Origin of the sequence: Dyella japonica (genome assembly GCF_040545895.1) — a bacterium.
Classification (GTDB): domain Bacteria; phylum Pseudomonadota; class Gammaproteobacteria; order Xanthomonadales; family Rhodanobacteraceae; genus Dyella; species Dyella japonica_D.
On record NZ_JBEPMU010000004.1, the window covers coordinates 380,904 to 407,341 of the forward strand.

The 26,438-nt window shown below is 64.5% G+C and carries 25 protein-coding genes, 1 pseudogene and 1 riboswitch; of the genes and pseudogenes, 6 read left to right on the forward strand and 20 right to left on the reverse strand.

Features of this window, described 5'->3' with window-relative positions:
• Positions 1-566 precede the first annotated feature (566 nt).
• The 4 genes from ABIC75_RS15005 to ABIC75_RS15020 all read right to left on the reverse strand — a co-directional run bounded on the left by ABIC75_RS15005 (position 567) and on the right by ABIC75_RS15020 (position 5,529).
• Positions 567-1,778 carry an ABC transporter permease gene (locus ABIC75_RS15005; RefSeq protein ID WP_354014684.1) on the reverse strand — a complete coding sequence of 404 codons (1,212 nt, stop codon included), beginning with the start codon at positions 1,776-1,778 and terminating at the stop codon, positions 567-569.
• 8 nt (positions 1,779-1,786) lie between these two features.
• Positions 1,787-3,088 carry an ABC transporter permease gene (locus ABIC75_RS15010; protein ID WP_354014685.1) on the reverse strand — a complete coding sequence of 434 codons (1,302 nt, stop codon included), beginning with the start codon at positions 3,086-3,088 and terminating at the stop codon, positions 1,787-1,789.
• A gap of 133 nt (positions 3,089-3,221) precedes the next feature.
• On the reverse strand, positions 3,222-5,141 hold the full coding sequence (locus ABIC75_RS15015; protein WP_354014686.1) for a M56 family metallopeptidase: 1,920 nt from the start codon (positions 5,139-5,141) through the stop codon (positions 3,222-3,224).
• 1 nt (position 5,142) lies between these two features.
• On the reverse strand, positions 5,143-5,529 hold the full coding sequence (locus ABIC75_RS15020; RefSeq protein WP_354014687.1) for a BlaI/MecI/CopY family transcriptional regulator: 387 nt from the start codon (positions 5,527-5,529) through the stop codon (positions 5,143-5,145).
• Between the two features lie 355 nt (positions 5,530-5,884).
• Here ABIC75_RS15020 and ABIC75_RS15025 point away from each other — a divergent pair, with 355 nt between their 5' ends.
• Both ABIC75_RS15025 and ABIC75_RS15030 read left to right on the forward strand, forming a co-directional pair.
• Complete coding sequence (locus tag ABIC75_RS15025; protein WP_354014688.1) at positions 5,885-6,082, forward strand: hypothetical protein; 198 nt, start codon at positions 5,885-5,887, stop codon at positions 6,080-6,082.
• A 5-nt stretch (positions 6,083-6,087) separates the two neighbouring features.
• Entirely contained in the window at positions 6,088-6,954 is an 867-nt protein-coding gene (locus ABIC75_RS15030; protein ID WP_354014689.1) for an SPFH domain-containing protein, read from the forward strand.
• A gap of 101 nt (positions 6,955-7,055) precedes the next feature.
• Here the strand turns inward: ABIC75_RS15030 and ABIC75_RS15035 are convergent, their stop codons facing one another.
• The gene (locus ABIC75_RS15035) at positions 7,056-8,015 is read right to left on the reverse strand and encodes a ribonucleotide-diphosphate reductase subunit beta (protein WP_354014860.1); all 960 of its coding nucleotides are present in this window, start codon (positions 8,013-8,015) and stop codon (positions 7,056-7,058) included.
• 102 nt (positions 8,016-8,117) lie between these two features.
• On the opposite strand from ABIC75_RS15035, the gene ABIC75_RS15040 reads away from it, so the two are divergent.
• A complete protein-coding gene (locus ABIC75_RS15040; RefSeq protein WP_354014690.1) occupies positions 8,118-8,471 on the forward strand; it encodes a four helix bundle protein in 354 nt (117 codons plus the stop codon).
• A 44-nt stretch (positions 8,472-8,515) separates the two neighbouring features.
• Here ABIC75_RS15040 and ABIC75_RS15045 read toward each other — a convergent pair whose 3' ends face one another.
• Positions 8,516-11,002, reverse strand: coding sequence for a ribonucleoside-diphosphate reductase subunit alpha (locus ABIC75_RS15045; protein ID WP_354014691.1), 2,487 nt, complete (start codon positions 11,000-11,002; stop codon positions 8,516-8,518).
• A gap of 150 nt (positions 11,003-11,152) precedes the next feature.
• Positions 11,153-11,371, reverse strand: a riboswitch (cobalamin riboswitch).
• A gap of 169 nt (positions 11,372-11,540) precedes the next feature.
• Positions 11,541-12,413, reverse strand: a complete 873-nt coding sequence (locus tag ABIC75_RS15050) for a type 1 glutamine amidotransferase domain-containing protein (RefSeq protein WP_354014692.1) — start codon at positions 12,411-12,413, stop codon at positions 11,541-11,543.
• Between the two features lie 140 nt (positions 12,414-12,553).
• Between ABIC75_RS15050 and ABIC75_RS15055 the strand changes: the two genes are divergently transcribed.
• Positions 12,554-13,801 (forward strand): cation:proton antiporter, encoded by a 1,248-nt coding sequence (locus tag ABIC75_RS15055; protein ID WP_354014693.1) that lies wholly within the window; start codon positions 12,554-12,556, stop codon positions 13,799-13,801.
• 53 nt (positions 13,802-13,854) lie between these two features.
• Here ABIC75_RS15055 and ABIC75_RS15060 read toward each other — a convergent pair whose 3' ends face one another.
• The 6 genes from ABIC75_RS15060 to ABIC75_RS15085 form a co-directional block, all read right to left on the reverse strand.
• A complete protein-coding gene (locus ABIC75_RS15060) occupies positions 13,855-14,709 on the reverse strand; it encodes a hypothetical protein (protein ID WP_354014694.1) in 855 nt (284 codons plus the stop codon).
• A gap of 72 nt (positions 14,710-14,781) precedes the next feature.
• Positions 14,782-16,854, reverse strand: coding sequence for a M13 family metallopeptidase (locus ABIC75_RS15065; RefSeq protein WP_354014695.1), 2,073 nt, complete (start codon positions 16,852-16,854; stop codon positions 14,782-14,784).
• Positions 16,855-16,988: 134 nt separating this feature from the next.
• Positions 16,989-17,345: a hypothetical protein gene (locus tag ABIC75_RS15070; protein WP_354014696.1), complete on the reverse strand. Its 357-nt coding sequence runs from the start codon at positions 17,343-17,345 to the stop codon at positions 16,989-16,991.
• Positions 17,346-17,610: 265 nt separating this feature from the next.
• Positions 17,611-18,141 carry an SRPBCC family protein gene (locus ABIC75_RS15075; protein WP_354014697.1) on the reverse strand — a complete coding sequence of 177 codons (531 nt, stop codon included), beginning with the start codon at positions 18,139-18,141 and terminating at the stop codon, positions 17,611-17,613.
• 31 nt (positions 18,142-18,172) lie between these two features.
• Positions 18,173-18,847, reverse strand: a complete 675-nt coding sequence (locus ABIC75_RS15080; protein WP_354014698.1) for a glutathione S-transferase family protein — start codon at positions 18,845-18,847, stop codon at positions 18,173-18,175.
• A gap of 15 nt (positions 18,848-18,862) precedes the next feature.
• Positions 18,863-19,498 carry a YceI family protein gene (locus ABIC75_RS15085; RefSeq protein WP_354014699.1) on the reverse strand — a complete coding sequence of 212 codons (636 nt, stop codon included), beginning with the start codon at positions 19,496-19,498 and terminating at the stop codon, positions 18,863-18,865.
• Positions 19,499-19,668: 170 nt separating this feature from the next.
• Here ABIC75_RS15085 and ABIC75_RS15090 point away from each other — a divergent pair, with 170 nt between their 5' ends.
• Positions 19,669-19,965 carry a hypothetical protein gene (locus ABIC75_RS15090; RefSeq protein ID WP_354014700.1) on the forward strand — a complete coding sequence of 99 codons (297 nt, stop codon included), beginning with the start codon at positions 19,669-19,671 and terminating at the stop codon, positions 19,963-19,965.
• 18 nt (positions 19,966-19,983) lie between these two features.
• Here the strand turns inward: ABIC75_RS15090 and ABIC75_RS15095 are convergent, their stop codons facing one another.
• From ABIC75_RS15095 to ABIC75_RS15105, 3 genes and pseudogenes are all read right to left on the reverse strand, one after another.
• Complete coding sequence (locus ABIC75_RS15095) at positions 19,984-20,583, reverse strand: NAD-dependent epimerase/dehydratase family protein (RefSeq protein WP_354014701.1); 600 nt, start codon at positions 20,581-20,583, stop codon at positions 19,984-19,986.
• 38 nt (positions 20,584-20,621) lie between these two features.
• Positions 20,622-21,035: pseudogene (locus ABIC75_RS15100) on the reverse strand (NAD-dependent epimerase/dehydratase family protein); the annotation flags it as partial.
• A 12-nt stretch (positions 21,036-21,047) separates the two neighbouring features.
• Positions 21,048-21,686 (reverse strand): flavin reductase family protein, encoded by a 639-nt coding sequence (locus tag ABIC75_RS15105; RefSeq protein WP_354014702.1) that lies wholly within the window; start codon positions 21,684-21,686, stop codon positions 21,048-21,050.
• Between the two features lie 83 nt (positions 21,687-21,769).
• Here ABIC75_RS15105 and ABIC75_RS15110 point away from each other — a divergent pair, with 83 nt between their 5' ends.
• The gene (locus ABIC75_RS15110; RefSeq protein ID WP_354014703.1) at positions 21,770-22,474 is read left to right on the forward strand and encodes an ArsR/SmtB family transcription factor; all 705 of its coding nucleotides are present in this window, start codon (positions 21,770-21,772) and stop codon (positions 22,472-22,474) included.
• 45 nt (positions 22,475-22,519) lie between these two features.
• Here the strand turns inward: ABIC75_RS15110 and ABIC75_RS15115 are convergent, their stop codons facing one another.
• From ABIC75_RS15115 to dbpA, 4 genes are all read right to left on the reverse strand, one after another.
• Positions 22,520-22,663, reverse strand: coding sequence for a hypothetical protein (locus ABIC75_RS15115; RefSeq protein ID WP_354014704.1), 144 nt, complete (start codon positions 22,661-22,663; stop codon positions 22,520-22,522).
• 90 nt (positions 22,664-22,753) lie between these two features.
• Positions 22,754-24,136 carry a M28 family metallopeptidase gene (locus ABIC75_RS15120; protein ID WP_354014705.1) on the reverse strand — a complete coding sequence of 461 codons (1,383 nt, stop codon included), beginning with the start codon at positions 24,134-24,136 and terminating at the stop codon, positions 22,754-22,756.
• A 110-nt stretch (positions 24,137-24,246) separates the two neighbouring features.
• Positions 24,247-25,017, reverse strand: coding sequence for a glutaminyl-peptide cyclotransferase (locus tag ABIC75_RS15125; protein ID WP_354014706.1), 771 nt, complete (start codon positions 25,015-25,017; stop codon positions 24,247-24,249).
• A 34-nt stretch (positions 25,018-25,051) separates the two neighbouring features.
• Positions 25,052-26,428: an ATP-dependent RNA helicase DbpA gene (gene dbpA, locus ABIC75_RS15130; protein ID WP_354014707.1), complete on the reverse strand. Its 1,377-nt coding sequence runs from the start codon at positions 26,426-26,428 to the stop codon at positions 25,052-25,054.
• Positions 26,429-26,438: the final 10 nt, after the last annotated feature.

Genomic DNA, 26,438 nt, shown 5'->3' on the forward strand with positions numbered 1-26,438 from the left:
TCGAAAAACTGGCCGCATCCATGCGGCCACCCTGCGGGCTTTCCTCCACCCGCCCGCCGCTGTCATACGGGGACCCCGAAGAGCCAAGAGCCAAAGCGCGAAGTAGCAACCCTTTCGCGAGCACCCGCCCCTCACCCCAGCCCTCTCCCACAAGGGGAGAGGGGGAGGTGCGGTACGCGGAGAAGGCGTGAAGAGCGAAGCCAAAGCAAGAACCGATGCGAAGCGAGGCTCCGCTTTAAGTCCTCTGCGATTCGGGCGCGTTGCGCAACGCTGCGGGGTACCCGCTGTGTGGCCTCCCATGGGTGTCCCGCCACAACCATCCTCGAGCGCTCGGGCTTATCCCAACACGATGCTGCGAGCCCTTGCTCTGAAGGCCATTCTCTTTGGGTTACTTTTCTCTTGGGCCAGCAAGAGAAAAGTGACTCGAGCGGCGGCAGCCGATCGAAACGCCCGCTGCGTAAGCGGCCAGGTCGCGGAAGCGCTGCAGAAGAACAGTCAGCGGTGCCGCGGCAACCAAATGCAAAGTCACTGGATTCCTGCTTTCGCAGGAATGACGGGCAAAAAACCTACCCTCGAGTCGCCACCACCGGCGGCACCCCACTAGCCCGCAACGCCGGCCCCAACACCGCCAACTGCCCCAGCAAACACAACGCCGCCCCACCCACCGGCACATACACCCAAGGCAACCGCTGCAACGCGTAATGCTGCATCAACAGCATGTTCAACGCATACGCCAGCACCACACCTAGGACGACGCCCGCGCCCACGATCACCCCATTCTCCGTCTGGAAGTAACGCAGGATGTCGCGCCGCGTGGCGCCCACCGCGCGGCGGATGCCAATGGAGCGGCGACGCTGTTGCACCCAGAAGCTCGCGAGCCCGGCAATGCCAGCGGCAGTCACCAGCAGCAGCCCCAGCGCGGCAGACAACAGCAGCGTGATCATGGTGCGATCACGACGAAAATAGTCCTCGCGCATCTGCGTGAAACTCTGTGGACGTCGCAGCACGCGATTGCTGTCGAGGCCGGCGAGCACTTTCTGCGCCTGCTTCAGCACACGCTCGCGATCCTGCGGCGTCGTGCGCATCACATAGGTCACGTCGGTGGTGTCGGGCAGCATGGGGAAGAGCGTGGAGTAATCGCTGGCCTCGGACTCGTCCAGCGTCGGGCGCAGCAAGTGATCCACCACGCCGACGATGCGCACAGGGCCGTCGCCGGGATAGATCACCTTGCCCAGCGGGTCCTGCCCAGGAAACAGCTTGGCGGCCAGCGCACGCGTGACGATGGTGGAGGGCACATGGTTGATGCCGGCCCAGTCGTGCGCAGCATCGAGCGGAACATATTCTTCCGGCAAGAACTGGCGGCCGGCTACCAGATGCAGGCCGAGCACGCGCATGCGGTCGGGCGTGCCGTTGTAGGCCGTGGCGGTCGTCAGCGCGGGACCGTTGGGAACGAGCGAGATGCCGTTGCTCCAATTGTTGCCGCTGAAGGGCAGTGCATCCACCGCCGCGACCATGCTCACGCCGGGAATGGTGCGCAGTGCGGCCAGATCAGCGTCATGTTTGGCCAATTGGTTGGCGGTTTCGTCCACGCTGATGCTTTCGATCAGGGCGAGTTCGTTCTCCGCCACACCACTGGGCAACTGCATCTGCGCCATCCGATGGCCGATGATGGAGGCCACGTTGCACACGATGGCGCAGGTAAGGGCCACCTGCATCACCAGCAGGCATACAGTGAGCTTGTGGCGCGAGAGACTGGCGATCAACGGCGAATGCGACATGACAGGCCTCATTGCGTCTTCAGTTGCAGGGCGGGTGGAATGCGGCACGCGCGCCACGCCGGCAGCAGTCCGGCGATGACGCTGGCCACGAGGGCGAGCACGAAGGTGCCGAACAACATGCTGGCGTCCATCTGCGCGAGTTGCGCATAGCCGTCAGGGCGTTGGCGCACGCTCCACAAGCCGAGGCATGCAATGCCCAGTCCGAGCAGGCCACCTGCCAGGCCAATCACGCACGATTCCACGCCCAGTTGCAGGAAGATGTCCCAGCGTCGTGCGCCCAGTGCGCGGCGCACGCTGATCTCGCCACCGCGGCGCAGGAAGGTGGCCAGCAACAGGCCCACCACGTTGAGCATGCACACGGCGAGGAAACCCAACGATAGCGAGAGCTGCAGGCGCAGGTCGTCGGGAATGGCGTGTTGCCGTGTCAACCAGTCCATCAGGCCATACAACTGCGCGTTCGCCGGGCGCGGCATGCGTCCGTGTGACTGCTGGTCGCGCCAATAGCTGGCGAGGAACTGGCGATAGGCTTGCGCCTTGGCCGTGTTGTCGAGCTGCACCCAGACTTGCAGCCACACGCAGTGATCGCTGGTGCGCGCATCGCCGCCGCTGTCCCAGCAGGAAAAGCGGCCGTTGAAATCCAGCCCGAGATCCTGCGCCGTCTGCAGCGGCAGGAAGAACTGGTCGGTCTTGCCAAACACGCGGCCGTTGAGCTGCGCGTAGAACTGCGGTTGCGGACGCCAGTCGTCGAGCACGCCGACCACGCGGAAATCGGCATTCTTCAAGCGCACCGTGCGGCCGATACTCGGCGTGGTGCCGAACAGCTTGCGATTGAGTTCGCTGTTGAGCACCACGATGCGCGCGTGGCTTTCGTCATCCTCGCTGCGCCACCCGCTGCCCGTGGCAAAGGGCACCTTGAACATGCTGAAGAAATCGGCCGTCACGTAGCGGCCGGTTTCATAGAACGGCAGCTCGCCACTTTGCATGGGACGCACGGGCACCGCGCCGCCGGCCATCGCTGCCTGGCGGTCGGCGCGGCGCGCATGCAGCAGGTTCATGGCGTCCGGCCAGGTGAAATTGCCGTCCGGCTCGGCGGGTTCGTTGTGGTCACGCGCGAGCGGACGCGGATCGATCACGGGCGCATAGAGCTGGTCACTGCGTCCCGGCAGCGGATCGCCTGAGAGCACGTGGAAGATGGTGATCATCGTCATGCTGGCACCGATGCCCAGCCCGATCACCAGCACCATCAGTGCCGCCAGCGCCTTGCTTCGGCGCAGGCTGCTGATCGCGGTCGTCGCGTAATAACCGAGCATGTCTTCTCCCCTCCATGCGTGAATCGGATCTGCGTGGGCAAGCGCCACCCGTCGCCCCGGTGCTTGCCGGGGCGTTTGGCGATTCAATGAAACCGGGTGCGTGGTGGCGTGCGGCGCGCGCCACCACGATGCGCTAGCGGTTGCTCAGCGGTTGGGCGATACCCTTCGCCAGCGCTTCATCCACTAGGCGGCTCATCTTCTGGGTGGCCTGTTCGACGGCTTGTTCCTCGCGATGGGCGAGCGCTTCCTGCTGCTTTGCCAACGCTTCCTGCTGTTGTTCGAGATCCTGCTGTTCGTGTTCCAGGCCGGCGCGCTCGCGATCGATCTCGGCACGCTCGGCATCGAACGAAGCGTGTTGAGAATCAGCGCCGTCGGACAATGGATGCTGTGCCTGTCGAGCGGCGACCGCGGCCTCGCGCTCGGCGATGCGTGCCATCCGTTCGCCCAATGCGCCCTGGCGTGCACCGATGCCGCTCTCCTGGCCGCTGACGCGACCCTGTTCACCACTCAGCCGGCCCTGTTCGTTGGACAGTTCGGTCACCGACGCATAGGCGGCCTTGGCCCGTTCCACATAGGCTTCGTCGCGGATCACGTACGAATCCTTGCCGCGACGGAACAACACCAGCGGTTCGCCGTTGCCGCGCATGCTGCGCGCCGTGGCCACATCGATGTCGCCGCCGTTGATGATCACCGAATCCTTGTCGAGCAAGGCGAAGCCGTACTGCGCACCGGTATGCGTGTCGATATCGATATGGTGGGCGGAGAAGCCGGTTGAATGCGGCGCGGGCGGAGCAGGAGGTGCCGGCGGCGGAGGCGGCGGTGTCGGCGCCTTGGGTGCCGGCGGCACCGGTGGAGCAGGCGGTGGCGTCACGGTGCCGCGCGTCGATGGTTTCGTCACCGGTGCAGCAGGCGTCGACGGTGTTGATGGCGTGACAGGCGTGGCTGGTGTCGCGGGCACCGACTGCACGCTCGACGTAATCGCCGTTGCCGTATCGCCCTTGGCTTCGGTCACACGATACGGCAGCACGCCGATGGCAGCGACCAGCGCCACCAGCAACCAGCTGCGCAGGCGTGAGGTGGTGTCTTGATCGCTGAGCTGCAGCATGGTCAGTCGCCTCTTGAGGTTGTGGAAGGTCGGCGATGCACCGGCAAGGCCCGCGTGCAGCGGATGCGCCACGCCCAGGCGCAGCAACAGACGGCCATAGTCCTGCGGTGCCGCATCGTGCTGGTGAACCACCTGCGCATCGCACGCCGCCTCGCGGTTCAACGCGTATTCGCGCATCGCCCACGACACCATGGGATGGAAGAAGAACAACCGCTGCGCGATGCCGGGAATCCAGCCCATCCACAGGTCGCCACGACGCAGATGCGTGAGTTCGTGGGCGAGCGCCAGCGCACTCTCTTCGGAAGACAGGTTCTGGCTGGCCGGCAACAGCACCACCGGTCGCCACAACCCGCTCACCTGTGGCGAACGAATGGCATCGGAGACACGCAATGAGGGACAACGACGCAGGCCCATCGCATGCGCCTGCTCGGCGCACAGTGCCTGCAATGCCGCATCATCGAGCGGTCGCGATGCACGAACCACTGTGCGCGCTTCGCGCCAGTGACGCAGCGTGATGATCATCTGCACGATCAGGCCGGCGAGCCACAGCGCGAACACCGCCGGCAGCCATGACGTCCAGGCGTGCGGCGTCGATGTGGTGGAGCGCACGATCACGGTCGGTGCGTCGTTTTCGGGTACCGCAGAGAAGGATGCAGAGCCTTGGCCGACGCTGGCGATGTGGTGCTCGGTCGGCGCCGCCGACGTGGTGATGACGGTGGTTTCGGCGGAGGAGGGCGACAGCAGCGGCAACGCCACGGGCGTCGGCAACAGCAGGCCCAGCAACAGCTGCACGCCGAGCAGCCACCACAACAGCGAACGCGTGGCAGCGGAGAGACGCGGCAACTGGCGGTTGAGCAGCCACACGGCACTGACCAGCAGCGCCGCCTGCAGCGATGTCCAGGCGAGGCGGGCGATCACTTCCTGCGCGAGAGGGGCCATGGCGCTCATGTCAGGTCTCCTTGCGGCGCGACTGCAGTTGATGCACGAGGGCTTCGAGTTCGGCCAGTTCGTTGTCGCTCACGTCCGTGCGTTCGGACATCCAGGCGACGAACGGCGACACCGAACCGCTGAGCGTCTTCTCCACGAACTGGCCCACCGCGCTGCGCATCACTTCGCCCGGGCCGGTGGCCGGGCTGTAGCGATACACGCCTTGCACCTGCTTGCGGCGCAGGTACGCCTTGCCGCGCAGGCGTTCCATCATGGTCAATACGGTCGAGCGCGCGAGGCTGCGCGGTTCGCCGAAGCCGGTGGCCACTTCGCCCACCGATGCGTTGTTGTGTTCGGCGAGGTACTGCAGGAGCGCCAGCTCCTGATCGCCAATGGTTGGCTTGCCCATGTGTACGGTCCTGGTGACTACAGCTGTAGTCAAGCTACGCCGTGACTACAGCTGTAGTCAATAGGCCGATCGGGCGAAATATCCGTCAGCACTGACTTGTTGCAACGCATCAAAATCGGAGTAGAGTGCGCGCCGTCCTCATCCTGCAGCGCGCCTGGAGTGCGCTTACATGAAGGCTCGTACGCTTCGCACCGCCGACCCGTCCCGCCGCACACGGCGAGTCATCGCACCCACGGGTTAGCAGCACCCTTCGTTCGTCGCAGATCGGTTCGGCACGGTGATCGTGCCGAAGCGAGCGTTTGCGAATGGACGTCCATATGGCATCCGCCAACGAAACATCACACGGGGAAAAACCATGAAGACGCTTGTCGACTGGCTGGCGCAGCGGCTGTGGCCGTTCGTCTTTTGCCTGCTGTTGTACGTCGCTGTGATCGGGCCGGAACTGGTCTCGGCCGCCAGCACGCTTGCCGTGCTGGTCGGGCTGGCACTGCTGGTCTTGCTACTGGCGTGGGGCTATCTGCTGCTGCGCCGCGGTTTTACTCACAAGGAATGATCACCATGAAACGCGTATTGACGCTGTCGTTGTCGCTCTGTGCCCTGCTGCTGGCCGCCTGCTCGAAAGTGCCGGCGGGCAACGTGGGCGTGAAGTTCCAGATGTACGGCGATGACAAGGGCGCGCTGCAGGAACTGCCGCCTGGCCGCTATTGGGTGGGCTGGGGCTACGAGATGTACACGTTCCCCACCTTCACGCAGACATACACCTTCACCCGCTCGATGTCCGAAGGCCGTGCGGTCGACGAGTCGATCAGCTTCCAGACCGCGCAAGGCCTCACGGTGAATGCGGACGTAGGCATCACGTACCACATCGACCCGAGCAAGGTGACGCTGATCTTCCAGAAATATCGCAAGGGCATCGACGAGATCACGGACGTCTACCTGCGCAACATGATCCGCGATGCGCTGGTGAAGGAAGCCTCCAGCCTGGAGATCGAATCGGTGTACGGCAAAGGCAAGGCCAGCCTGATCGACTCGGTGCAGAAGGACGTGAGCGAGGAAGTATCGGCCGTGGGCATCGAGGTGGAAAAGATCTACTGGATCGGCGAGCTGCGCCTGCCGGAGAACGTGGTGCAGTCGATCAACGCCAAGATCCAGGCCACGCAGATGGCCGAGCAGCGCCAGAACGAAGTGGCGCAGGCGCGGGCCGAAGCGGAAAAGGTGGAAGCCGAAGCACAGGGACGTGCCCAGGCGCAGATCACGATAGCCACGGCGGAAGCCAAGGCGATCGAACTGAAGGGTAATGCGTTGCGCGAAAACCCGAACATCGTGCAGATGTCGGCGATCGAGAAGTGGGATGGGCACTTGCCCACTTACACCGGGAGCAGTGCGTTGCCGTTCGTGAGCCTGGGAAGCGTGCAGAACAAGTAAGTGTGCACTCATGTTCCCTCACCCTCGCAGGGGAGGGAGCATGCGGTCCTTTTTCCTACTCGTCATGCCGGCCTGCGCCGGAATGACGAGCAAAGCGTCGATCAAAACGCCATGTCGAACGCCACATCACCCTGCACGCCCACCTGGTAGGCGGACACGCGACGCTCGAAGAAGTTGGTCACTTCCTGCACGTCCTGCAGGTCCATGAAGTCGAACGGGTTCTTCGAGCCGTACTTCTTCGGCAGATCGAGCTGCACCAGGCGCTGGTCGGCGCAGTATTCGAGGTACTGGCGCATGTCCTTCACCGACAGGCCGGCCACGCCGCCCGAGAGCACGTCTTCGGCGAACTGCGTTTCGCAGGCGATGGCTTCTTCCAGCATCTCTTCGATCTGCGTGCGCATGGCGTCGTCGAAAAGGTCGGGTTCTTCGGAGCGAACGGTGCGCACCACGTCGAAGGCAAAGGCCATATGACCGGACTCGTCGCGGAACACCCAGTTCGTGCCCGAGGCCAGGCCGTGCAGCAGGCCGCGCGAGCGCAGGAAGTACACGTAGGCGAAGGCGGCGTAGAAGAACAGGCCTTCGATGCACGCGGCGAAACAGATCAGGTTGAGCAGGAACTGGCGGCGATGCTCACGCGTTTCCAGGCGCTGCAGACCCTGGATCGAATCAATCCACTTGAAGCAGAACTCGCCCTTCTGACGGATCGAGGGAATGCTTTCGATTGCATCGAACGCCTTGTTGCGCTCGGTGGGGTCGGGAATGTAAGTGTCCAGCAGCGTCAGGTAGAACTGCACGTGCAGCGCCTCTTCGTACAGCTGGCGCGAGAGGTACATGCGCGCTTCGGGCGCATTGATGTGCTGGTACAGGTTCAGCACCAGGTTGTTCGACACGATGGTGTCGCCTGTCGCAAAGAACGCCACGAGGCGATGGATCAGGTGGCGATCCGCGTCGGACATCTTCGACTTCAGATCGGTCACGTCCAGCGAGAAATCCACTTCCTCCACCGTCCACGTGTTCTTGATCGCGTTGCGATACATCTCGTAGAACTCGGGGTAGCGCATGGGGCGCAGGGTGAGTTCGAAGCCGGGATCAAGGATCTTAGGAGCGAGAGAAGAGGAGCGGGAAGTGAGAGGGTTGGCTTCGTTGATGACAGAGGAGGTCATATGCATTACCGGAATACTGTGGTGTGGGGCAAGGCGATGGAAATGGCCTGCGAGATCTATCGTTTGGCGAAGCTACTTCCCAACGAGGAGAAATATGGATTGCGAAGTCAGATAACACGCGCCGCCGTGTCAGTGCCAAGCAACATAGCGGAAGGTTGGACGCGGGAATCAAAGAAGGAGAAATCCCAATTTCTTTCCATTGCCCAAGGGTCACTGGCGGAACTCGAAACACAGGTCACGCTTTGCGAGCGAATCGGCCAGTTCAGCGAGGCCGAAACAATCCATGTGCGAGCGCGAATGGAGGAAGTGAGCCGGATACTGACAACCATGCGACGAAATCTGCGATCGCATTGACTGCTTTTTCTCACTACTCACTTCTCTCCACTCACTTCTCGTCCTTACTGACAAGCCTCGCAATACTCCGGATTCTCCAGCGAGCAGAACACCGCCGCTTCGGCCTGTTCCTGCTCGACCACCGGCACCGGCTTTGCGGTTGGAGCGGCCGACACTGTCGTCTTGGCAATCTTCGTTGCCGGACGCGAGCGCAGGTAATACGTGGTCTTGATGCCGGCTTTCCACGCGTACATGTACATGGAGCTGAGCTGGCCGATGTTCGGGTTTTCCATGAACAGGTTCAGCGACTGGCTCTGGTCGATGTACGCGCCGCGGGCGGCGCCCAGGTCGATCAGCGCCTTCTGCGGAAGTTCCCACACCGTGCGGTAGATCAGGCGCAGGCGTTCCGGAATGGCTGCGATACCCTGGATCGAACCTTCCGCCAGCTTGATGGCGTCGCGGATTTCGCTCGTCCACAGGCCCAGCGTCTTCAGCTCTTCGACCAGGTAGCGGTTCACCACCAGGAAGTCGCCCGACAACGTTTCGCGCTTGAACAGGTTGCTCACCTGCGGCTCGATGCATTCGTAGCAGCCGGCGATCGAGGCGATGGTGGCGGTCGGCGCAATGGCGATCAGCAGCGAATTGCGCAGGCCCTTGGCCTTGATCGACTCGCGCAGCGCATCCCAGCGTGCCGCGTCGTTCGGCTTGGCGTTGGTCCAGTAGTCGAACTGCAACTCGCCATTGGCCGCACGGCTTTCGGCGAAGCCCGGATGCGCGCCGTGTTCCATCGCCAGTTCGTTCGATTGCGACAGCGCGTTGAAGTAGATCTCTTCCGCGATGCGCGTGGACAGCGCCAGCGCTTCAGCCGAATCGAACGGCAGGCGCAGCTTGAAGAACACGTCCTGCAGGCCCATCACGCCCAGGCCCACCGGGCGCCACTTGTTGTTGGCGACCTTGGCGGTGTCGATCGGATAGAAGTTCAGGTCGATCACGCGATCGAGCTGGCGCACGGCGGTACGCACCGTGCTCGCGAGCTTGTCGAAATCGAAGCGGCCGTCCACCACGTGGCGTGACAGGTTCACCGAACCGAGGTTGCACACCGCCGTTTCGTCGGCGTTGGTCACTTCCAGGATTTCGGTGCACAGGTTCGACAGGTGGATGACGTTTTCCGCCTTCGCCGTCTGATTGCTGGTGGCGTTGCTGCGATCCTTGAAGGTCATCCAGCCGTTGCCGGTCTGCGCCAGCGTGCGCAGCATGCGGGCGTAGAGCTCGCGTGCCTTCACCGTCTTCACGGCAAGGCCCGCGGCTTCCGCTTCGCGATAGGCCTTCTCGAACGTTTCGCCCCAGCTGTCGACGAAGTGCGGCACCACCTTGGGATCGAACAGCGACCAGTCGCCGTCGCTCTCCACGCGGCGCATGAATTCGTCGGGAATCCAGTTGGCCAGGTTGAGGTTGTGCGTGCGGCGGGCGTCGTCGCCGGTGTTGTCGCGCAGCTCGAGGAATTCCTCGATGTCGCCGTGCCACGGCTCCAGGTACACGCAGGCCGCGCCCTTGCGCTTGCCACCCTGGTTCACGGCGGCGACGGAGGCGTCCAGCGTCTTCAGCCACGGCACCAGGCCGTTGGAATGGCCGTTGGTGCCCTTGATCAGCGAACCGCGCGAACGCACGCGCGAGTAGGCCAGGCCGATGCCGCCGGCGAACTTGCTGAGCTTGGCGACGTCGCCGTACTTCTCGTAGATGGATTCAAGCGAATCCAGCGGCGAATCGAGCAGGAAGCAGGAGCTGAGCTGTTCGTGCGCGGTGCCGGCGTTGAACAGCGTCGGCGAGCTGGCGATGTATTCCAGCGAGGACAGCAGGCGGTACAGCTCCAGCGTCTCGCCGATCTCGTTGCCGCCCAGCGCGCAGGCGATGCGCATGAAGAAGTGCTGCGGCGTCTCGATCACTTTGCGCAGCTGCGGATGGCGCAGCAGGTAGCGGTCGTACACCGTGCGCAGGCCGAAGTATTCGAAGCGGCGCGTGGCCAGCGGATCGATCGCATCGTTGAGCTTGCGCGCATTGGTGGCGACGAAATCGCGCAGGCGTTCGTTGAGGATGCCCAGTTCCGCGCCGCGTGCGATCGACTGCGAGAAGCTCTGGATTTCCTGACCGCTCACTTCCTTGTCGATGAACGCGCCCAGCAGGCGCGCGGCGAGCTGGCCGTATTCGGGTTCTTCGGCGGTGAGCGCAGCGGCCGTGCGGATGGACAGCTGGTCCAGTTCCTGCGTGGTGGCGCCGTCATACAGACCGCCGATGGTCTTGAGCGCCACGCGCATCGGATCGACCCCGTGCAGGCCTTCGCTGCTGCGGGTGACGGCGCGGACGATCTTGTTCACGTCCACCACTTCCTGGCGGCCGCTGCGCTTGGTCACGCGCATCTGGCCGGGGTTGTGCGGCGGGGTCAGCGCGAACGGCGCGTCCGTGCGTGGCGCGTCGGCCACGGCGGTGTCGGTGGAAAAAGCAGTGTCGGCGCGATCGTCTTCACGTTCGCGGCCGGTGGTATCGATAGGTTCCATGGCGACTTCGCTCCAAGCTTGGTCATCAACCGCCTGCTCCCGCGCGCAGGGCTGAAAAAAACGTGACGCTTCGCGGACGGTCGAGCAGCAGGGCAGCGCCCCGCGCATCGACGCGCTTCCCCGCGGAAGCCGTCACTACGCACCAGGGCGTTGGGCCCTGATGTGCCGGCAGGTCTTCGGACTCGTGGACGTGGGCGGTGAGGCCCGACCTACTTGCTCCCGCTTCCCAGCCGCCGAGGGCCAGTGCGATGGGTGCTTTCGTTTCCACTTACCGCTGCGGGGCAGTCCCGGATTTGCACCGGAGTTCCCTTTTAAGCCATTCCGACCGTGGGTCTGAGAGTGGCACCGACCGGCACAACATATCGGGCTGCATGGGGGCGGTCAACCCAATAGATTGTGGATTGGGGGTGGATAACTGGGAAAACTCCAAGATGGGGGCGGAGTTAGGAAATGCTAGGAAATTTTCGCGGGGAAGCGGTCGTCGCACACGGCTGGCGACATCGGAGCGGGCGCAAGTGCCAGCGCGCTGGCCCGCGTCTCACTGGCGCGTGTCGGCTGCCGTCTCAAGCAGCGCTGCGAATTCGCGGGCAAAGCGATGCACGTCGCCCGGCCAGCGGGCGGACACGTAGTTGCCGTCGCGTATGACGAAGGCGGGCGTGTCGTCGCTATCGCTGTCGCGCACTAGGCCGGAGGTCTTGCGGCGATGGTGGCTGGCGTCGCCAGGCACGTCGAGGAAATGGTTCGGATCGGCCAGCGCGCGCGTCACTTCCTGCTGCACCGACATATAGCCCGCCGGCTGGCCCGCACCGTCGGGATAGGTGCGGTAGTAATGCGGATCCCAGAAACGCGTGATGCGCGTGAGCGACCACGCGGACTTTTCCAGTGCCCAGGTGAGCGCCGTGGTGCGACGGCCGTGCAATACGGAGCGACCATCAACGCCACGACTGCGCGCGGCCAGCACCACGCCATGGCAGATCGCGGCCACCGGCTTGTCCGCGGCGAAGAAGGCCGCCACCACGCGTTGCAGTGATTCGCTCTCCAGGTATTCGCGCACGCCACGCGCGCAATGTCCGCCGGGCAACAGCAACCCGTCGAACCGATCCGGATCGATGGCTTCCCACGCGATGGGCGCATGGAACGACACCGCCTTTTCAAGCGCCGCGTAGTCGCGCCTTGCGTTGGCGTTGGCGCGCAACATCAAGCCGAACACGCGCAGCTTGCGCAGGCCGGGCACGAAGCCCCACGGATCCAACCCTTCGCCGCTGAGCATGATGGGATCGGCGCTTGCCACGCGGCCGTCGGGCGTGGCGAACGTCACCTGATGCCCCGCCTCGGTAAGGATGCGCCACGGCACCGCCACTTCGCTGGGGTCGACGTCCTGATGGGGAAGCGGGATCAGTACATGCGCCATGCTGCAGGTGTCCTTCGATGTGCACCGCATCCTAGCGTGTCGTGGGAACACGCGGCCGAAGGAAGTTGCGGGTCGCCAGCGATACAAGGCAAGCTCGGCGCTTGGCCGTTCGGCCATGCAGATATTTCGAGACACGACACATGGGTCATCCGCTGCTGCTCGTCCAACTGTTGGTGATCATCGTGGTGTCGCGCCTGATCGCGTCGCTGGCGCGTCGCATCGGCCAGCCTGCGGTGGTGGGCGAGATGCTGGCCGGTCTCGCGCTGGGGCCCATCGTCTTTGGTGCCATCGCGCCCGAGTGGCAGCAGCAACTGTTTCCCGCCGAGAGCCTCGGCAACCTGCAAAGCCTCAGCACCTTGGGCCTGGTGCTGTTCATGACGGTAGTGGGTGCGGAGTTGCGCGTGCCGGCGAATGCGCAGGGCGGCTTGCTGCGTCCAGCGGCATGGATCGGCGGACTGGCCATCGTGGTTCCGGTGGTGCTCGCACTGGGCCTCGCGCCCTGGTTATATGCCGACTATGCGCCGCCCGGCATCAGCCGCCTCGGCTTCACCCTGTTCTTCGTCACCGCGTGCGCCATCACGGCGCTGCCAGTGATGGCGCGCATCGTGAAGGAGCGTGGCATCACGGATAGTCTTCCCGGTCGTCTGGGCATCGCCGCAGCGGCGGTGGCCGATGTGCTCGCATGGATCATGCTCGCCTTCGTGGTGGCGCTGATCAGCGCCCACGGCGACTGGGTGCCGTTCTGGCGCACCATGATCGGCCTCGTCGTGCTGCTCGCGTTGACGTGGTTCGTGCTGCGTCCGCTGTGCGCGCGTTTGCTCGCGCGTCATGCACCGGATGGCAATGCGGACGGTGCCGTGCTCGCGTTCCTGTTGGCCGGCGCCTTTGGCTGCGCAGCGATCACCGAATGGCTCAATCTGCACGCCGTATTCGGCGCGTTCCTGTTCGGCGCATGCCTGCCGCGCGATGATCGTCTGCTGGAAAACCTCATCGATCGCGTCGAGCGCGTCACCATCGCCGCCTTGTTGCCGGTGTTCTTCGTGCTCGCGGGCCTGAGCACCAGCTCGAACCTGCTGACGGGTGGCGCAGGTATCGCGCTGCTGTTGGTGCTCGCCGTGTCGGTGGCCGGCAAGCTGCTGGGTGGCACCGCGGGCGCGCGAATCTCCGGTCAAAGCTGGCGCGACAGCTTCACCATCGGCTCGCTGATGAATGCGCGCGGCATGATGGAACTCATCGTCATCAAGGTCGGCCTCGATGCCGGCGTGATCAACAGCGCGATGTTCACCATCTTGTTGGTGATGGCGATCGTCACCACGATGATGACGACGCCGATGGTTGGCTTGGTCCGTCGTGAGCATGCCAAGCCAGTGCTCACGATGAAGCGATAAGCGCGACTGTTACTAGCTTTCCCTAAGGACACGGTGCCGCATGGCGGCAAGACTTAATTGGAGTCGAGGGTCGTCGCAAGGTGGGGGCCCGTACCCAATTGCTCCAGCATGCCCTGGGCTAGTGAGTCCGGTCGATCGGACACCAGCCTGCGGTTGCCGCCCCAGGGAGCTTTTTGGACTACGCCTGGCATGTATTCGTCCCATTTGCCGTAGGCATCAGGGTCGGGGACACCTACTTCGTGCAAGGTGAAAGTTACCGGGACTCGGACTAGCCAAGAATTGTCCTTCGCATTCGGACCTGTCGACGGTGGCTCGAACGTCCAATTCTTAGTGCCCTCAATCGCGGCCTTGGCCAAGTCGTGTTCATAGACTTCGTTTCGGGTCTGTGCCGGATACTGTCGGAGGTTTACCTGTTCGGCAAACGCCTGTTGCACGCGACCGTCTTGTCCGATCTGAAGCAACAAATACACCGTGCCCGACACCCGATCCTCTAGTGAGATTCGTGGGTAGTGGATGGCTGTCGTGGTCTTGCGATGGACGTAACGCGTGGATTCGCCGCTGTTGTCCTCAAACGAAGCGCCAGCGACGACCAGTCTGGCGTGGGTTTCGTCGACGGCGCGGGCCACCACGCGAATACTCATGGTCTCTTTCACCGGCTCCGAAACGTGATCCTCGAACTCGAATATCCAGTTCGGGACATTCGTTTTGACGACATCGAGCACGGCGGGAGGAATGCGTTCGGGTCGGTCGACCGTATAGCTGACCACCTTGCCATCCGGGCCGATGACAATGCTGCCTTTGACCAACATGCTGGCCTCGGAAACAGGTTGCTTGTCCGCCGCGAGCAACGGCGTTGAGACAAGGCAAAGACCGATACCCACTGCCATGGCGCGAGACAGAACGTTCATGCATTCCCCCTTGGAAGAAGACTCAGTGTAAGGGCTCGCAACGAGCCCAAACCAGTGGCCTCTTTGCCGCTGTCACCAGATCCGCACCCGATCTTTCGGATCCAGATACAAGGCATCGCCCGGCTTCACGCCGAACGCCTGGTACCACGCATCGATGTTGTGCACCGGCCCATTCACGCGGAACTTGCGCGGCGAATGCGGATCGCTGGTGACCTGGCGGCGGATGGCGTCGTCGGTGAGCTTGCCGCGCCATGCCTGGGCCCAGCCGAGGAAGACGCGCTGGTCGCCGGTGAGGCCGTCGATCACCGGCGCGGGCTTGCCGTGCAGCGATGCGTGGTAGGCATCGAGCGCCAGCGTGAGGCCGCCGAGGTCGGCGATGTTCTCGCCCATGGTGAGGTTGCCGTTGATGTGCACGCCCTTGAGCGGTTCGAACGCGTCGTATTGCGCACCGAGTTGCTTCGCGCGCTCGTCGAACGCCTTGGCATCAGCGGCGGTCCACCAGTCGCGCAGGGCGCCGCTGGCGTCGATCTTGCGGCCCTGGTCGTCGAAGCCGTGCGTCAGTTCGTGGCCGATCACGCCGCCGATGGCGCCGTAGTTGATGGCCGGATCGGCGTTGGGATCGAAGATCGGCGGCTGCAGGATGGCGGCGGGGAACACGATGTCGCGCAGCGAGCCGTTGTAGGCATCGTTGGTTTGCGGCGTCATGATCCAGTCGCTGCGGTCGACCGGTTTGTCGAGGCGACCGACATTGAACGACCAGTCGGCCTGCGCGGCGCGCAGCACGTTGCCGGTGAGGTCGTCGCTGCGCATGGTGACCTTCGAGTAGTCACGCGGATGATCGGGATAGCCCACCTTGATGGTGTAGGTGTCGAGTTTCTTCAGGGCTTCTTTGCGCGTTTCCGGACCCATCCAGTCGAGCTTCTCGATACGCACGCGGTAAGCGGCTTTCAGGTTGGCGACGAGCTCTTCGATCTTGGCCTTGGACGACGCCGGGAAATACTTGTCGGTGTAGAGCTGGCCCACCGCCCAGCCGAGATTGCCGAAACAGGAAAGCCGCTCGCCCACGCCGCAATCGCCACCGGAAACAGCGTGCACGCCGCGCTTCCACAGCACTTCCATCTGCTGCTGGCCAGCGAGTGTCTTGTCGTGCATCTCGAAGTACGCCTGCTGGAACGGCGTGGAGAGGTAGTACGCGGCGTTGTCCGCGATGCGCGCCGCCTGCCATGCCTGGATGGTGGCGATGGGCGTCTTCGCGTACAGCGCCGCGAGCTTGGGAAACGCAGTCTTTTCCATCGCCACGACATGGTTGAGCTGGCCTAGCTGCGCGGACTTGAGGAAGTCGTTCCAGGCAAACCCGGGCGCGAGCTTCTGCAGGTCGCTCACGCTCATGGGGTTGTACATCGCCACCGGGTCGCGCTGCTCGACCTTGCTGATGCTCGCCTGCGCAATGGCCGTTTCGAAGGCCACCACCTCTTTGGCGGCCGCTTCCGGTTGTGGCCAGCCGCTCAACGTGAGCAGCTGCGTCACATAAGCCTGGTAGGCCGCCTTCTGCTTGGCGAATTCGGGCTTGAGGTAGTAGTCGCGATCGGGAAGGCCCAGGCCCGCCTGCGATACATACACGGCGTAGCGGTTGGTGTCCTTCAGGTCCACGTCGAAGTAGACGTTGAACAGCGAGCCTTCGAAATCGAAGCCGGTGCGGCCCATCAAGGCAGCCTGCGCCTCGCGCGTGGTGGCCTGCTTCACGGCATCCAGTTGCGGCGCGATGGGTTTGGCGCCCAGTGCATCCACATGGGCCTGGTCCATGAACGATTGATAGAACGCGCCCACCTTGCCTTCGATCGCCGTGTCGCTGGCCTTGTCGTGCGCGGCCGCTTCCAGCAGATCGTGCAGTCGTTGTTCGGTGAGGTCGGTCATGGCCAGTCGAAGGCTCACGGCCGGTTTGTCGGCAGGGATCGGCGTGTGATCCAGCCAGGTACCGTTGGCGTAGCGGAAGAAGTCGTTGCCGGGTTTGACCGCCGTATCGGCGCCCGCCTGGTCGAAACCCCATGCGCCGTATTGCGGCTTGCCTGTAGTGGAATCGGCCGCGTGGGCCACGCCAAGGCTCAGTGCGCACGCGCACGCTGCCGCCAGAATCCTGCTGACCATACGACCCTCCCGCCCGAATGATGGTCCCCGGATACTGGCACGACGGCGGGGTGCAGCCAGTGCTGGAAGTTGTGGTGCCCGCAACGCGAACGGCCCGGCTGGGCCGGGCCGTTGCGACAAGCGTGGCGCGCGGATCAGCCGCCGGTGCGCTGCTTGTGGATGCGGTTGCTGTCGTGGTTCAGCGACTTGTTGAGGTTCCTCTGTTCCTGCTTGGTCAGGTGGCCGCCGTGCTCGGCTTCGTCGTGGCTCTCGCGCTGGGCGATATTGGCGTCCTGCTTTTCATCGCGCGCAGCCTGTTTGGCATTCATCTGGCCATCGGCGACGCCGTTCTGGATGCGGTTCTGCTGGTTGTCCAGGCGCTGGTTCACTTCGTTCACGCGGGGATGGCCCGGCACGTCGGTGCTGGTCTGGGCCATGGCCGCAGCGCTGGCGAAGGCGGCGACCATGCCAAGGGCGAGCAGGCTGAAACGCGACGTCATAACGGTCTTCATGAGCAGTGTCCTCGTGGTCTGCAGTTGAGGCAGGCGTCACCGTCCAGAGCGTGCGCCCTCTGCATGGTGGAGCGTGTGACCCCTGCGGTCATCCTCAGGATGGATGACTTGGAGCGGAGAACGAGGTCTTGCGATGGCGGTTGACGCGCCGCGCGCGCGCGTTCCCACTTGTTCAGCAGCAAGCCGGCTTGCTTAGGCGTGGCGTAAGTTTGCTGCTGATTTTTGGAAGCGGCGCGCGCGACCGCATCGTTGCTGCACCGCGAGATCAGGTTGGCTGCTCGGCCAGCGCACGCAGGTTGAGCAGGCCTTCCTCGAAGTCCTTGCCCACCATCTTGTCGAAGTTGAACACCACGCCCATCAGCTTGCTCATGAAGGGGGAGCGACCTTGCATCGTCCAGGTGACACGCGTGGCATCGCCCTGCGGCACGAGCACGAATTCGGCCGTGTTGCTGGCCTTGAACGGCGTGAAGAATTCCAGCGCAATGCACACGCGCGAGGATGGCGTGGATTGGCTGATCTCCATGCGGCCGCTGCCGATGTCCTTGTTGCCGTTCCAGCCGTACGCCGCGCCCACGCCCGACGAGGGACCTTCGAAGCTGCGCTGCATGGCCGGGTCTTTCTTCTCGTACGGCGACCAGGATTGCCAGCGATGGAAATCGTCGATGAAGGGAAAGATGCGCTCGGGCGGCGCCTGAATGGTGGCCGAGCGTTCGATGCGGAATTGATCCGGCCGCATGGCTGCCACGATCAGGACAACGGCGATGAGCAGCAGAACGACGATAAGTGCGATGAGCATGTGCAATTCCTTGAGATAGAGAATGCCGGCGTCAGGCGTCGGCCGTTTCCATGGGCACCATGTGTATGTATGGCTGCGCTTCGTGCAGCACGCGTGCGAACGACGGGCGCTGCATCAGGCGCAGCAGATAGGCGGCAGTGTGCGGATGGTCGTCGTCCAGCGGTATCACCAGGTTGGCGTAGAACAGCGCCGGCGATGCGGCGCAGTCGGCCATGCTGAAGCACGTGCCGGCGGACCATGGCCGGCTCTCGCCGTCGCGTTCGAACTCGCGCTCGATCAGGTCCAGTGCCGTGCGCAGCTTGTCGCGCGCCTGGGCCACGCCCAGCTTGTCGCGCTCGGCCTTAGGCCGCAGGCGGTCGGTGATCACCTTCTGCATCGGCTCGCTCACGTACTGGTCGTAGAAGCGGTCGCGGAAACGCACTTCGCGCGCGGCGTCGGCATCGGCGGGAATCAATGCGACCTTGCCCGGATAGTGCTGCGCGAGGTACTCGATGATGATGCTCGACTCGGGCACCAGGCAGCCGCGCGCGTTGTCGTTGAGCACCGGAAACTTGCCGATGGGCCACAGCCGGTAGAACGCGGCACGCGACGACTCGTCCATCAGGTCCACCAAGTGCGGGTGGAACGGGGTGTCGTTCTCGTACAGCGCGATCAAGGCCTTGTGGCAGTACGCGGCCAGCGGATGCATGTAGAGCGTAAGTGACATGGCGATGTTCCGTGGTCAGTGAGCGGGCTTGGCGAGCGCGACCTTGCCGGCGCTGCCGTCGTCGATCAGTGCTTCCACCTGGATGCGCAGCACTACGTCCATGCTGAAGCCGTAGGTCTTGCCGCTGTCCATGCCGAAGTCGTCGCGCTTGAACGTGGCGTACGCATCCGCGCCGCATAGTTCGCGCTTGTAGAGCGGATGCGGCATGCACTTGAAGCTTTTGATGGAGAGCTCCAGCGGACGCGTCACGCCGTGCAGGGTAAGCGTACCGTCAACCTTGGTCGGCGCACCGTTGACGAAACCGGCGAGCTGGCCGCGATAGGTGGCGGTGGGGAACTTGCCCGCGTCGAACAGCTCGTTGCTGCGGGCGGCCTCGTTCATCTTGTCCAGCCCGAAATCCACGCTGGCGACCTCGACGGTGATGTCCACGTTGCCGGTGCCGGCGGTCTTGTCCAGCGTGACCTTGCCCGAAGTGTGGTCGAACTTGCCGCGCCAGGTGGAGAGTCCGCCGAAGTGATCGGCCTCGAAGCTGGGATAGGTATGCGCGGGGTCGATCACGTAGGTGGCGGAACCCGCGTGGGCGGCGCCGGTGGCGGACAGGCACAGCAGGGCGCCGGCAAGGGCGTGGGTCGTGCGGTGGGGCAGGGACATCGTCGACTCCTTGGGGTTGGATGGCAGGCGCCGGTTTTGGCGCGCTCATCCTCATGACGAACGGGGGCGTCGGTTTTCGACACGGCGTCCTCGGCGGCCGGCCAGGCGCCCTTCACACTCGGCTGCGGTACGCTCTGCGCGGTACCGTCGTCCACCGAGGGGCTGCCGCCATGCGCGCGCCAACAGGTTCAGTTGTCGGGTTGTGTTCCGCATCGGCCACCCTGTGCGCGATGGGGATGGCATTCCTGGGCTATTGGGGCGTGCACGAGCCGGTGCCGTGGCGCGCCGTTGACGTGGTGGTGATCTTGCTGGCCTTCGTCGGCTTCGGCCTGCTCGCCTCCGTGCCGTGGATCATCACCACGCCGGTGGCCGAGGAAAGCGCCGAGCGCATTCGCCCGGCGCGGCGTGCATTCGCGTTGGGCGTGGTGGCGATCTGGCTGGCGGCGATGCTGGCCGTCGTCGGCTAGGCGAGCCGTTCGCTTTGGTTACGCGTCGACCGGATACGGCCCGTCGCTGAAGCTTTCCCCGTGGTAACCCTTGGAACCGATGAGACGGGCCAACGGGCTGCGGATGTCTTCGCCCGCAACGAGGCGAGCGATCAATGCGGCAAAGTCATGCCGTGGCGTCCAGCCGAGTTCGTCGCGCGCCCGCTGGTTCACGTAGACGCGATCGATGCCTTGCGTCATCGTCCAGCCGCGCTGCGCATAGATCGCGTCGTAACCGGGCACGCGTCGTCCCACCACAAGAGGCGCATGCGCGCGCAGGCCGGCGAGGTCTTCGGGAAGAAACGGCGTGGTGGCGCTGATGATGTAGCGGCGAAAACCCAGGCTCGGTGCGCGTCGTGCGGCGAGCAGGTGCGCGCTCACTACGTCTTCGATGTCGACGCGGCGATGCAGGTATTCGTTGGCCTTGAGGTTGTCGTCGGTGTAACGCGCACGCACCGAACGGTCGTCGTCTTCTTCGGGAAAGAAGCGCGAGGTGCGCAGCACCATGGTGGCCAGCCCCTGGTTGCGCGCGAACAGCTGGCACAGGTCTTCGGCCGCGGCCTTGGTGACGCCGTAGATGTTCTTCGGTACGGGCGCCACGTCTTCGGTGATCCACGCCGCCGGCGCCGTGATCGGCGGCGTGGATCACCGAAGACGCTGGTGGTGCTGGTGTATACGAAGGCATCCACGCCTGCGGTGACGGCTTCCTCCAGCAGGTTCAGCGTGCCGGTGAGGTTGACGTCGATGAAGTCCTGCCGGCTGTGGGTGGCGACGTGCGGCTTGTGCAGCGTGGCCCGATGAAACACGGTGGACACGCCAGCCATGCAGCGTCGCACGAGAGCGCGGTCGCAGATCGAGCCGAGGCGGTTCGTATAGGCGCCTTCGACCACATCCAGCCCGATCACCTCGTGGCCGAGGTCCCGCAGCGTGCGCGCCAGCGCTTCACCCAGATGACCGGAACTGCCCGTGACAAGCATGCGCATGTGCGACCGCGATCCGTACCGAACGACGAAGGACTTCGATCCTAGCATCGGCCTTTGCGACGTGGACATCGCGCTCGCGGATCAAACTTCCGCTTTAAACGTACGACCCAGGGGCTTGCCGGGCCCCATGTAATGGCGGAAGAGATAGAACAGCGGGCGGTAGAGTTGCGGATCCACGTGTTGCGTGCCCGCCACCGTCACCTCGTCGTGTGCATGCACGTGCAGCACTTCCAGTTCGATGATGGCGTAGCCGCCGGCAGAGTCGCGCCAGGCTTCCAGCGGGCGGTCCAGGTCCAGCAGCACACGCGCTTCCAGTTGCAGCGGGCATTCCACGATGCGCGGCGGCTTCACCGAAACCGACGCATCGGCATGCCAGCCGCCGAGCGTGAATTTGTCCGCTTCATGCCGATAGCCCGTCGCTGCTTTCCACGCTGGCACGGATGCGTGACCGGTGGTGGGCGCGATGCGTTCCACGCCGCGGTGCATGTCTTCGCCGGCGAGATTCAGCACGCACTCGCGCTCGCGCCGCAGATTGGCCAGACCCTGGCCGCCGCCACTGAGGCCGATGACGATGCGGTCGGCCAGCGCCCAGGCGGATGACATCGGCGTGATATTAGTGCTGCCGTCCGGATTGCGCGTGGTGATGAGCAACACCGGCGTGCCGAAGTAGAGGATGGAGGGATGAATGACGCGGGTGCGTGGGTGGCGATGCATGTCCATGGCCACAGTGTCCCTGCCTGCGCCGCTGAACGTTTCGCCACGCAACGAAGGGTTCGGCGAAACGGCCGCGCTAGACTGCGCGCATGAACGATGCGATCTCTCCAAGCCGTTACCAGCTGGCCGAGATCGGCGCGCTGCTCGCCGAACCGGCACGCGCCGCCATGCTGCTGGCGCTGATCGACGGCACGGCGCGTCCCGCTGGCGAGCTGGCGCGTGCGGCCGGCGTGGGCGCGGCAACGGCCAGCGCGCATCTCAAGCGTCTGCTGGAGGGCGGCCTGCTCGCCGTGCAGGAACAGGGTCGCCATCGCTATTACCGCCTCGCGGACGATGACGTCGCCGCGTTGATCGAAACGCTGGCTGCGCCGCGCGCGCGTCCCGTGTTGCCCGATCCCACCGGCGGCGATCGTCCGTTGCGCATGGCGCGCACCTGCTATCGGCATCTGGCGGGACGACTGGGCGTGAGCCTGTGCGATGCGTTGCTGCAGCAGGGTTATCTGCACACCGCGAGCGAGGGCATGCGTCTTCAGGACGATGGTGCGCACGCGCTGGTCAAGGCCGGCCTCGACGCGGCGCGCGTGCAGGCCTTGTTGCCGTTGGCAGGGCGCGGTTGTCTGGATTGGACGGAACGCCGCCTGCATCTGGGCGGACCGCTGGGCGTGTCGCTGACCGACGCGTTGCTCGATGCCGGCTGGTTGCGTCGGCGTGCCGGCAGTCGCGCGCTGCAGCCAAGTGACGATGGACTGCGCCGCCTCATCGCCCTCGGCATGCGCTGGGAAAGCGGTCATTGAGTGTGCTGCCGCGCCACCCGAAGGCGGTGCAGTAGCACGTGCACATCACGCCTGCTTGCGCTTGAAGATCTTGGCGAACAGTCCGCCGATGGCGGCGATGCCGATCACGATGAACTTCTTCAACGCCAGCAGCATGATGCCGAGCTTGGCGAACAGGCCGGCCTTGGCCGCGATGCCGTTGATGCGCATCCGTCGCGATGCGATTGCCGCTCTCCCCGGAGCGGCAACCGGGCGATCTTATCGCTTCGCAAGGCCTTGCGCCTTGGGAACGTTCCTCTCTTACGGCGACTTCGGTGCCGCGGAGCGTTCGAAGCTGCCGGCATCGCCGGGGAACACCACCGGGCTCTCGTAGCCATCGGCCGAGACGGCCGAGACGCCGAAGAACCAGTCGTCGATCACCACGTCCTTGATCACGGCCTGGTCGCTGTCGCCCACGGCGCGGCTGTACTGCCACTGCGGCGCGGTGGTGTCGCGCCAATGCACGATGTAGCCGGCGGCGCTCGGCACCTTCTTCCAGTGCACCGTGGTGTCGGTGGCGAGCGCGCCTTCGATGCTGATGCCGCTGGGGGGTGCGGGTGCGCGGCTGAGCGCGGCCATGGTCACGCTGTTGAGTGCAGTCACGCGCGCCAGATAGCGGAAGTCGACGCCGTCGATGGTGTCGCCGTACTTGATGCCCTTCTCGGTGCGCAGATCCTGATGCTGGCGCGTGTAATCCTCGTGGCCTTCGGTCACGCGCACGCCCGGATAGCCTGCTTCGAGGAACGGCACCTGGTCGCCGCCGCGGCTGTAGCGGTCGGTGCGATAGACCATGTGCACGCGCAGATCGGGCAGATACGTCGATGCGATCTGCTCCATGTAGCGCGCCACGTTGCGCGAGGGCGAATCCACTTCGCCGCCGTGATAGGCGCGATACTTCGCCTGCTCGGGCGTTTCGTTGGTCTTGGTGCCTTCGGAGAAGATGCGCACCGTGGTGTTGTCCAGCACGCCGTTCTGGCCGTGGCTGTTGCCCACGATGTCGTTGTTGAGATCGGCCTGCACGTTCCAGCCCTGCGACACGGCGTAGTCGGCCAGTACCTTGCCGCCGTACAGGCCCTGCTCCTCGCCGGAGAGCGCGGCAAACACCAGCGTAGCGTCGTTGTCTTCCTTCGACAGCAGACGCGCTGCTTCCATCAGCGCGGCGACGCCGGAAGCATCGTCGTTCGCGCCCGGTGCGTCGGACGTGGCATTCATCACGTCGGTCACGCGCGAATCGAGGTGGCCGGTCATCACGATCACGCGCTTGGGATCGGTCTTGCCGCGCTTGATCGCCACCACGTCCATCACTTCGGTGGATTGCGGCACGCGCTTGCCGGTGAACATCTGCGACGGCGTCACCACTTCGATGCAGCCGCCGCAGGCCTTGGAGATGTCCTCGAACTGCGACTTCACCCAGCGTCGTGCCGCGCCGATGCCGCGCTTGTCCGACTTGGTGTCGGACAGCGTGTGGCGCGTGCCGAAGCTCACCAGCTTGGCGATGGTGGCGTGCAGTTCCGCTTCGCTCGGTGCCGTGGCCAGCGCATGCAGCGACGGTTGTTCGCGCAACTGTGCCGGCGCGTCGGCGGCATAGGCGGTGGAGATGGCAAGGCACAACGCAAGGGGCAGCAGCGACGGAGCAAGGCGCATGAGGTTCTCCCGGTGATCAGCCTTCGACTTTACATCGCCGGCATGGGCGCGAAGAACCATGCCATTTGGCCCTTCACCCGTGGCGATGCATGCGCCTCTGGCGCAGGGACTTACGGTGCGCCCGGCTTCACCAGCGTAATTTCGAAAAGCTTGGGCCAGCGCTTGCCGGTGACGAAGAGACGATCGTGCTGCTCGTCGTAGGCAATGCCGTTGAGCACGTCGTTGCCCGGATCGGGCAGGCGGCTCACATCGAGCAGGCCGGTGAGGTCGATCCAGCCGGTCACGTTCCCGGTGGCGGGGTCGATGCGTGCGATGCGATTGGTCATCCACACGTTGGCGTAGATCTCGCCCTTCACCCATTCCAGCTCGTTGAGGTTGCTCACCGGCGCGCCGTTGTCGGTGACCATGACGCTGCCGGTCGCGGTGAGCGTGTTCGGGTCGAGAATGCGCAGCACCGGCGAACCATCGCTCATGTACAGGTGCTTGCTGTCACGCGTGAGCGCCCAGCCTTCGCCGGGATAGTTGAAGGTGCGCAGCTGCTTGAAGCTGGCGAGGTCGTAGACAAAGCCGAGCTGGTCTTTCCAAGTGAGCTGGACCAGTTCGTGGTTCCAATCGACGATGCCTTCGCCGAAATAGGCGTCTGGCACATCATGGCGTTGCACCACCTTGCCGGTTTCCAGCTCCACTTTGCGCACGGTCGATTCGCCCGCTTCACCGGTGCTCTCGTACAGATAGCCGTCCTTGTAGAACAGGCCTTCGGTATACGCCGACGTGTCGTGCGGATACACGTGCACCACGCGATAGCCATAGACCGGCGTGGCGGCCTGCGCGGAGCAGGCGAGGGCGCCCAGGGCGAGCGCCAAGCAGTAGCGGCGAATCATGGAGGCGAAATCCTTAGGAAGAGCAGCTTGACCGTCAGTGCAGCGAGCGTACCCGGAAATTGCGTCCCTTGATCTTGCCGGCGCGCAGACGTTCGAGCGCCTTGTTCGCAAGATCCCGACGGATGGCGACATAGGCGCGCGTGGCGAACACGTCGATCTTGCCGATGTCCTTGGCGTCGAGTCCCGCGTCGCCGGTGAGTGCGCCGAGGATATCGCCCGGTCGCAACTTGTCCTGGCGGCCCGCGTCGATCACCAGCGTCTTCATCGGCGCAAGGTTGAGCTGCTTGCCACGCGGCGGTGCGACGCGCAGCGGATGCCACGGCAGCGGCTGGCCCAGTTGTTCCTCGATGTTGATCGCCTTGGGGCGTTCGCGCGGCGTGACCAGCGTGATGGCGAGGCCGTCTTCGCCGGCACGGCCCGTGCGACCCACGCGATGCGTGTGCGTGTCCGGATCGTGGGCGATGTCGAAGCTCACCACCAGGGGCAGCGCCGCGATGTCGAGGCCGCGTGCGGCCACGTCGGTGGCCACCAGCACGGAGCAGCTGCGGTTGGCGAATTGCACCAGCACTTCGTCGCGGTCGCGCTGTTCCATGTCGCCGTGCAGGGCGAGGGCGGAGAAGCCGCGCTTGTCGAGTTCGTCGGCCACCGCGTCCACGTCCTTGCGCATGTTGCAGAACACCAGCGCGTGCTGTGCATGCTCCTTGCCGAGCAGTTGCGCGAGCGCATCGAGTTTCTGCGCCGGCTCCACTTCGTGGAAGCGCTGCTCGATGGTGGTTTCCTCGTGCGGCGTTTCCACCGTCACTTCCACCGGATCGCGCTGCACGCGCTTGCTCACCTGGCGGATTTCCTCCGCATAGGTGGCCGAGAACAGCAGCGTCTGGTGATGCTTGGCGATGCGGCCGACGATGTCGTCGATGGCTTCGGAAAAGCCCATGTCGAGCATACGGTCGGCCTCGTCCAGCACCAGCACCTTGATGCCGCCGCCGTGCAGGCTGCCGCGCTTCAGGTGTTCCTGGATGCGGCCGGGCGTACCCACCACGATGTGCGGATCATGCGTGAGCGAAGCGAGTTGCGGTCCCAGCGGCATGCCGCCGCACAGCGTCAACAGCTTCACATTGGGAATGGTGGCTGCCAGCTTGCGGATGGCCTTGCTCACCTGGTCGGCCAGTTCGCGCGTGGGGCAGAGCACCAGCGCCTGCAGGCGGATGGTCTCCACGTCGATCTGCTGCAGCAGGCCAAGGCCGAAGGCCGCGGTCTTGCCACTGCCCGTGCGCGCCTGCGCGATCACGTCGCGGCCTTCCAGGATCGGCGGCAGACTCTGGGCCTGCACCGGGGTCATCTCGGTGAAGCCGAGGGTTTCCACGCTGGCGAGCAGCGCGGGCTTGAGCGGGAGCGTGCGGAAATCAGTCATGCGCCATGAT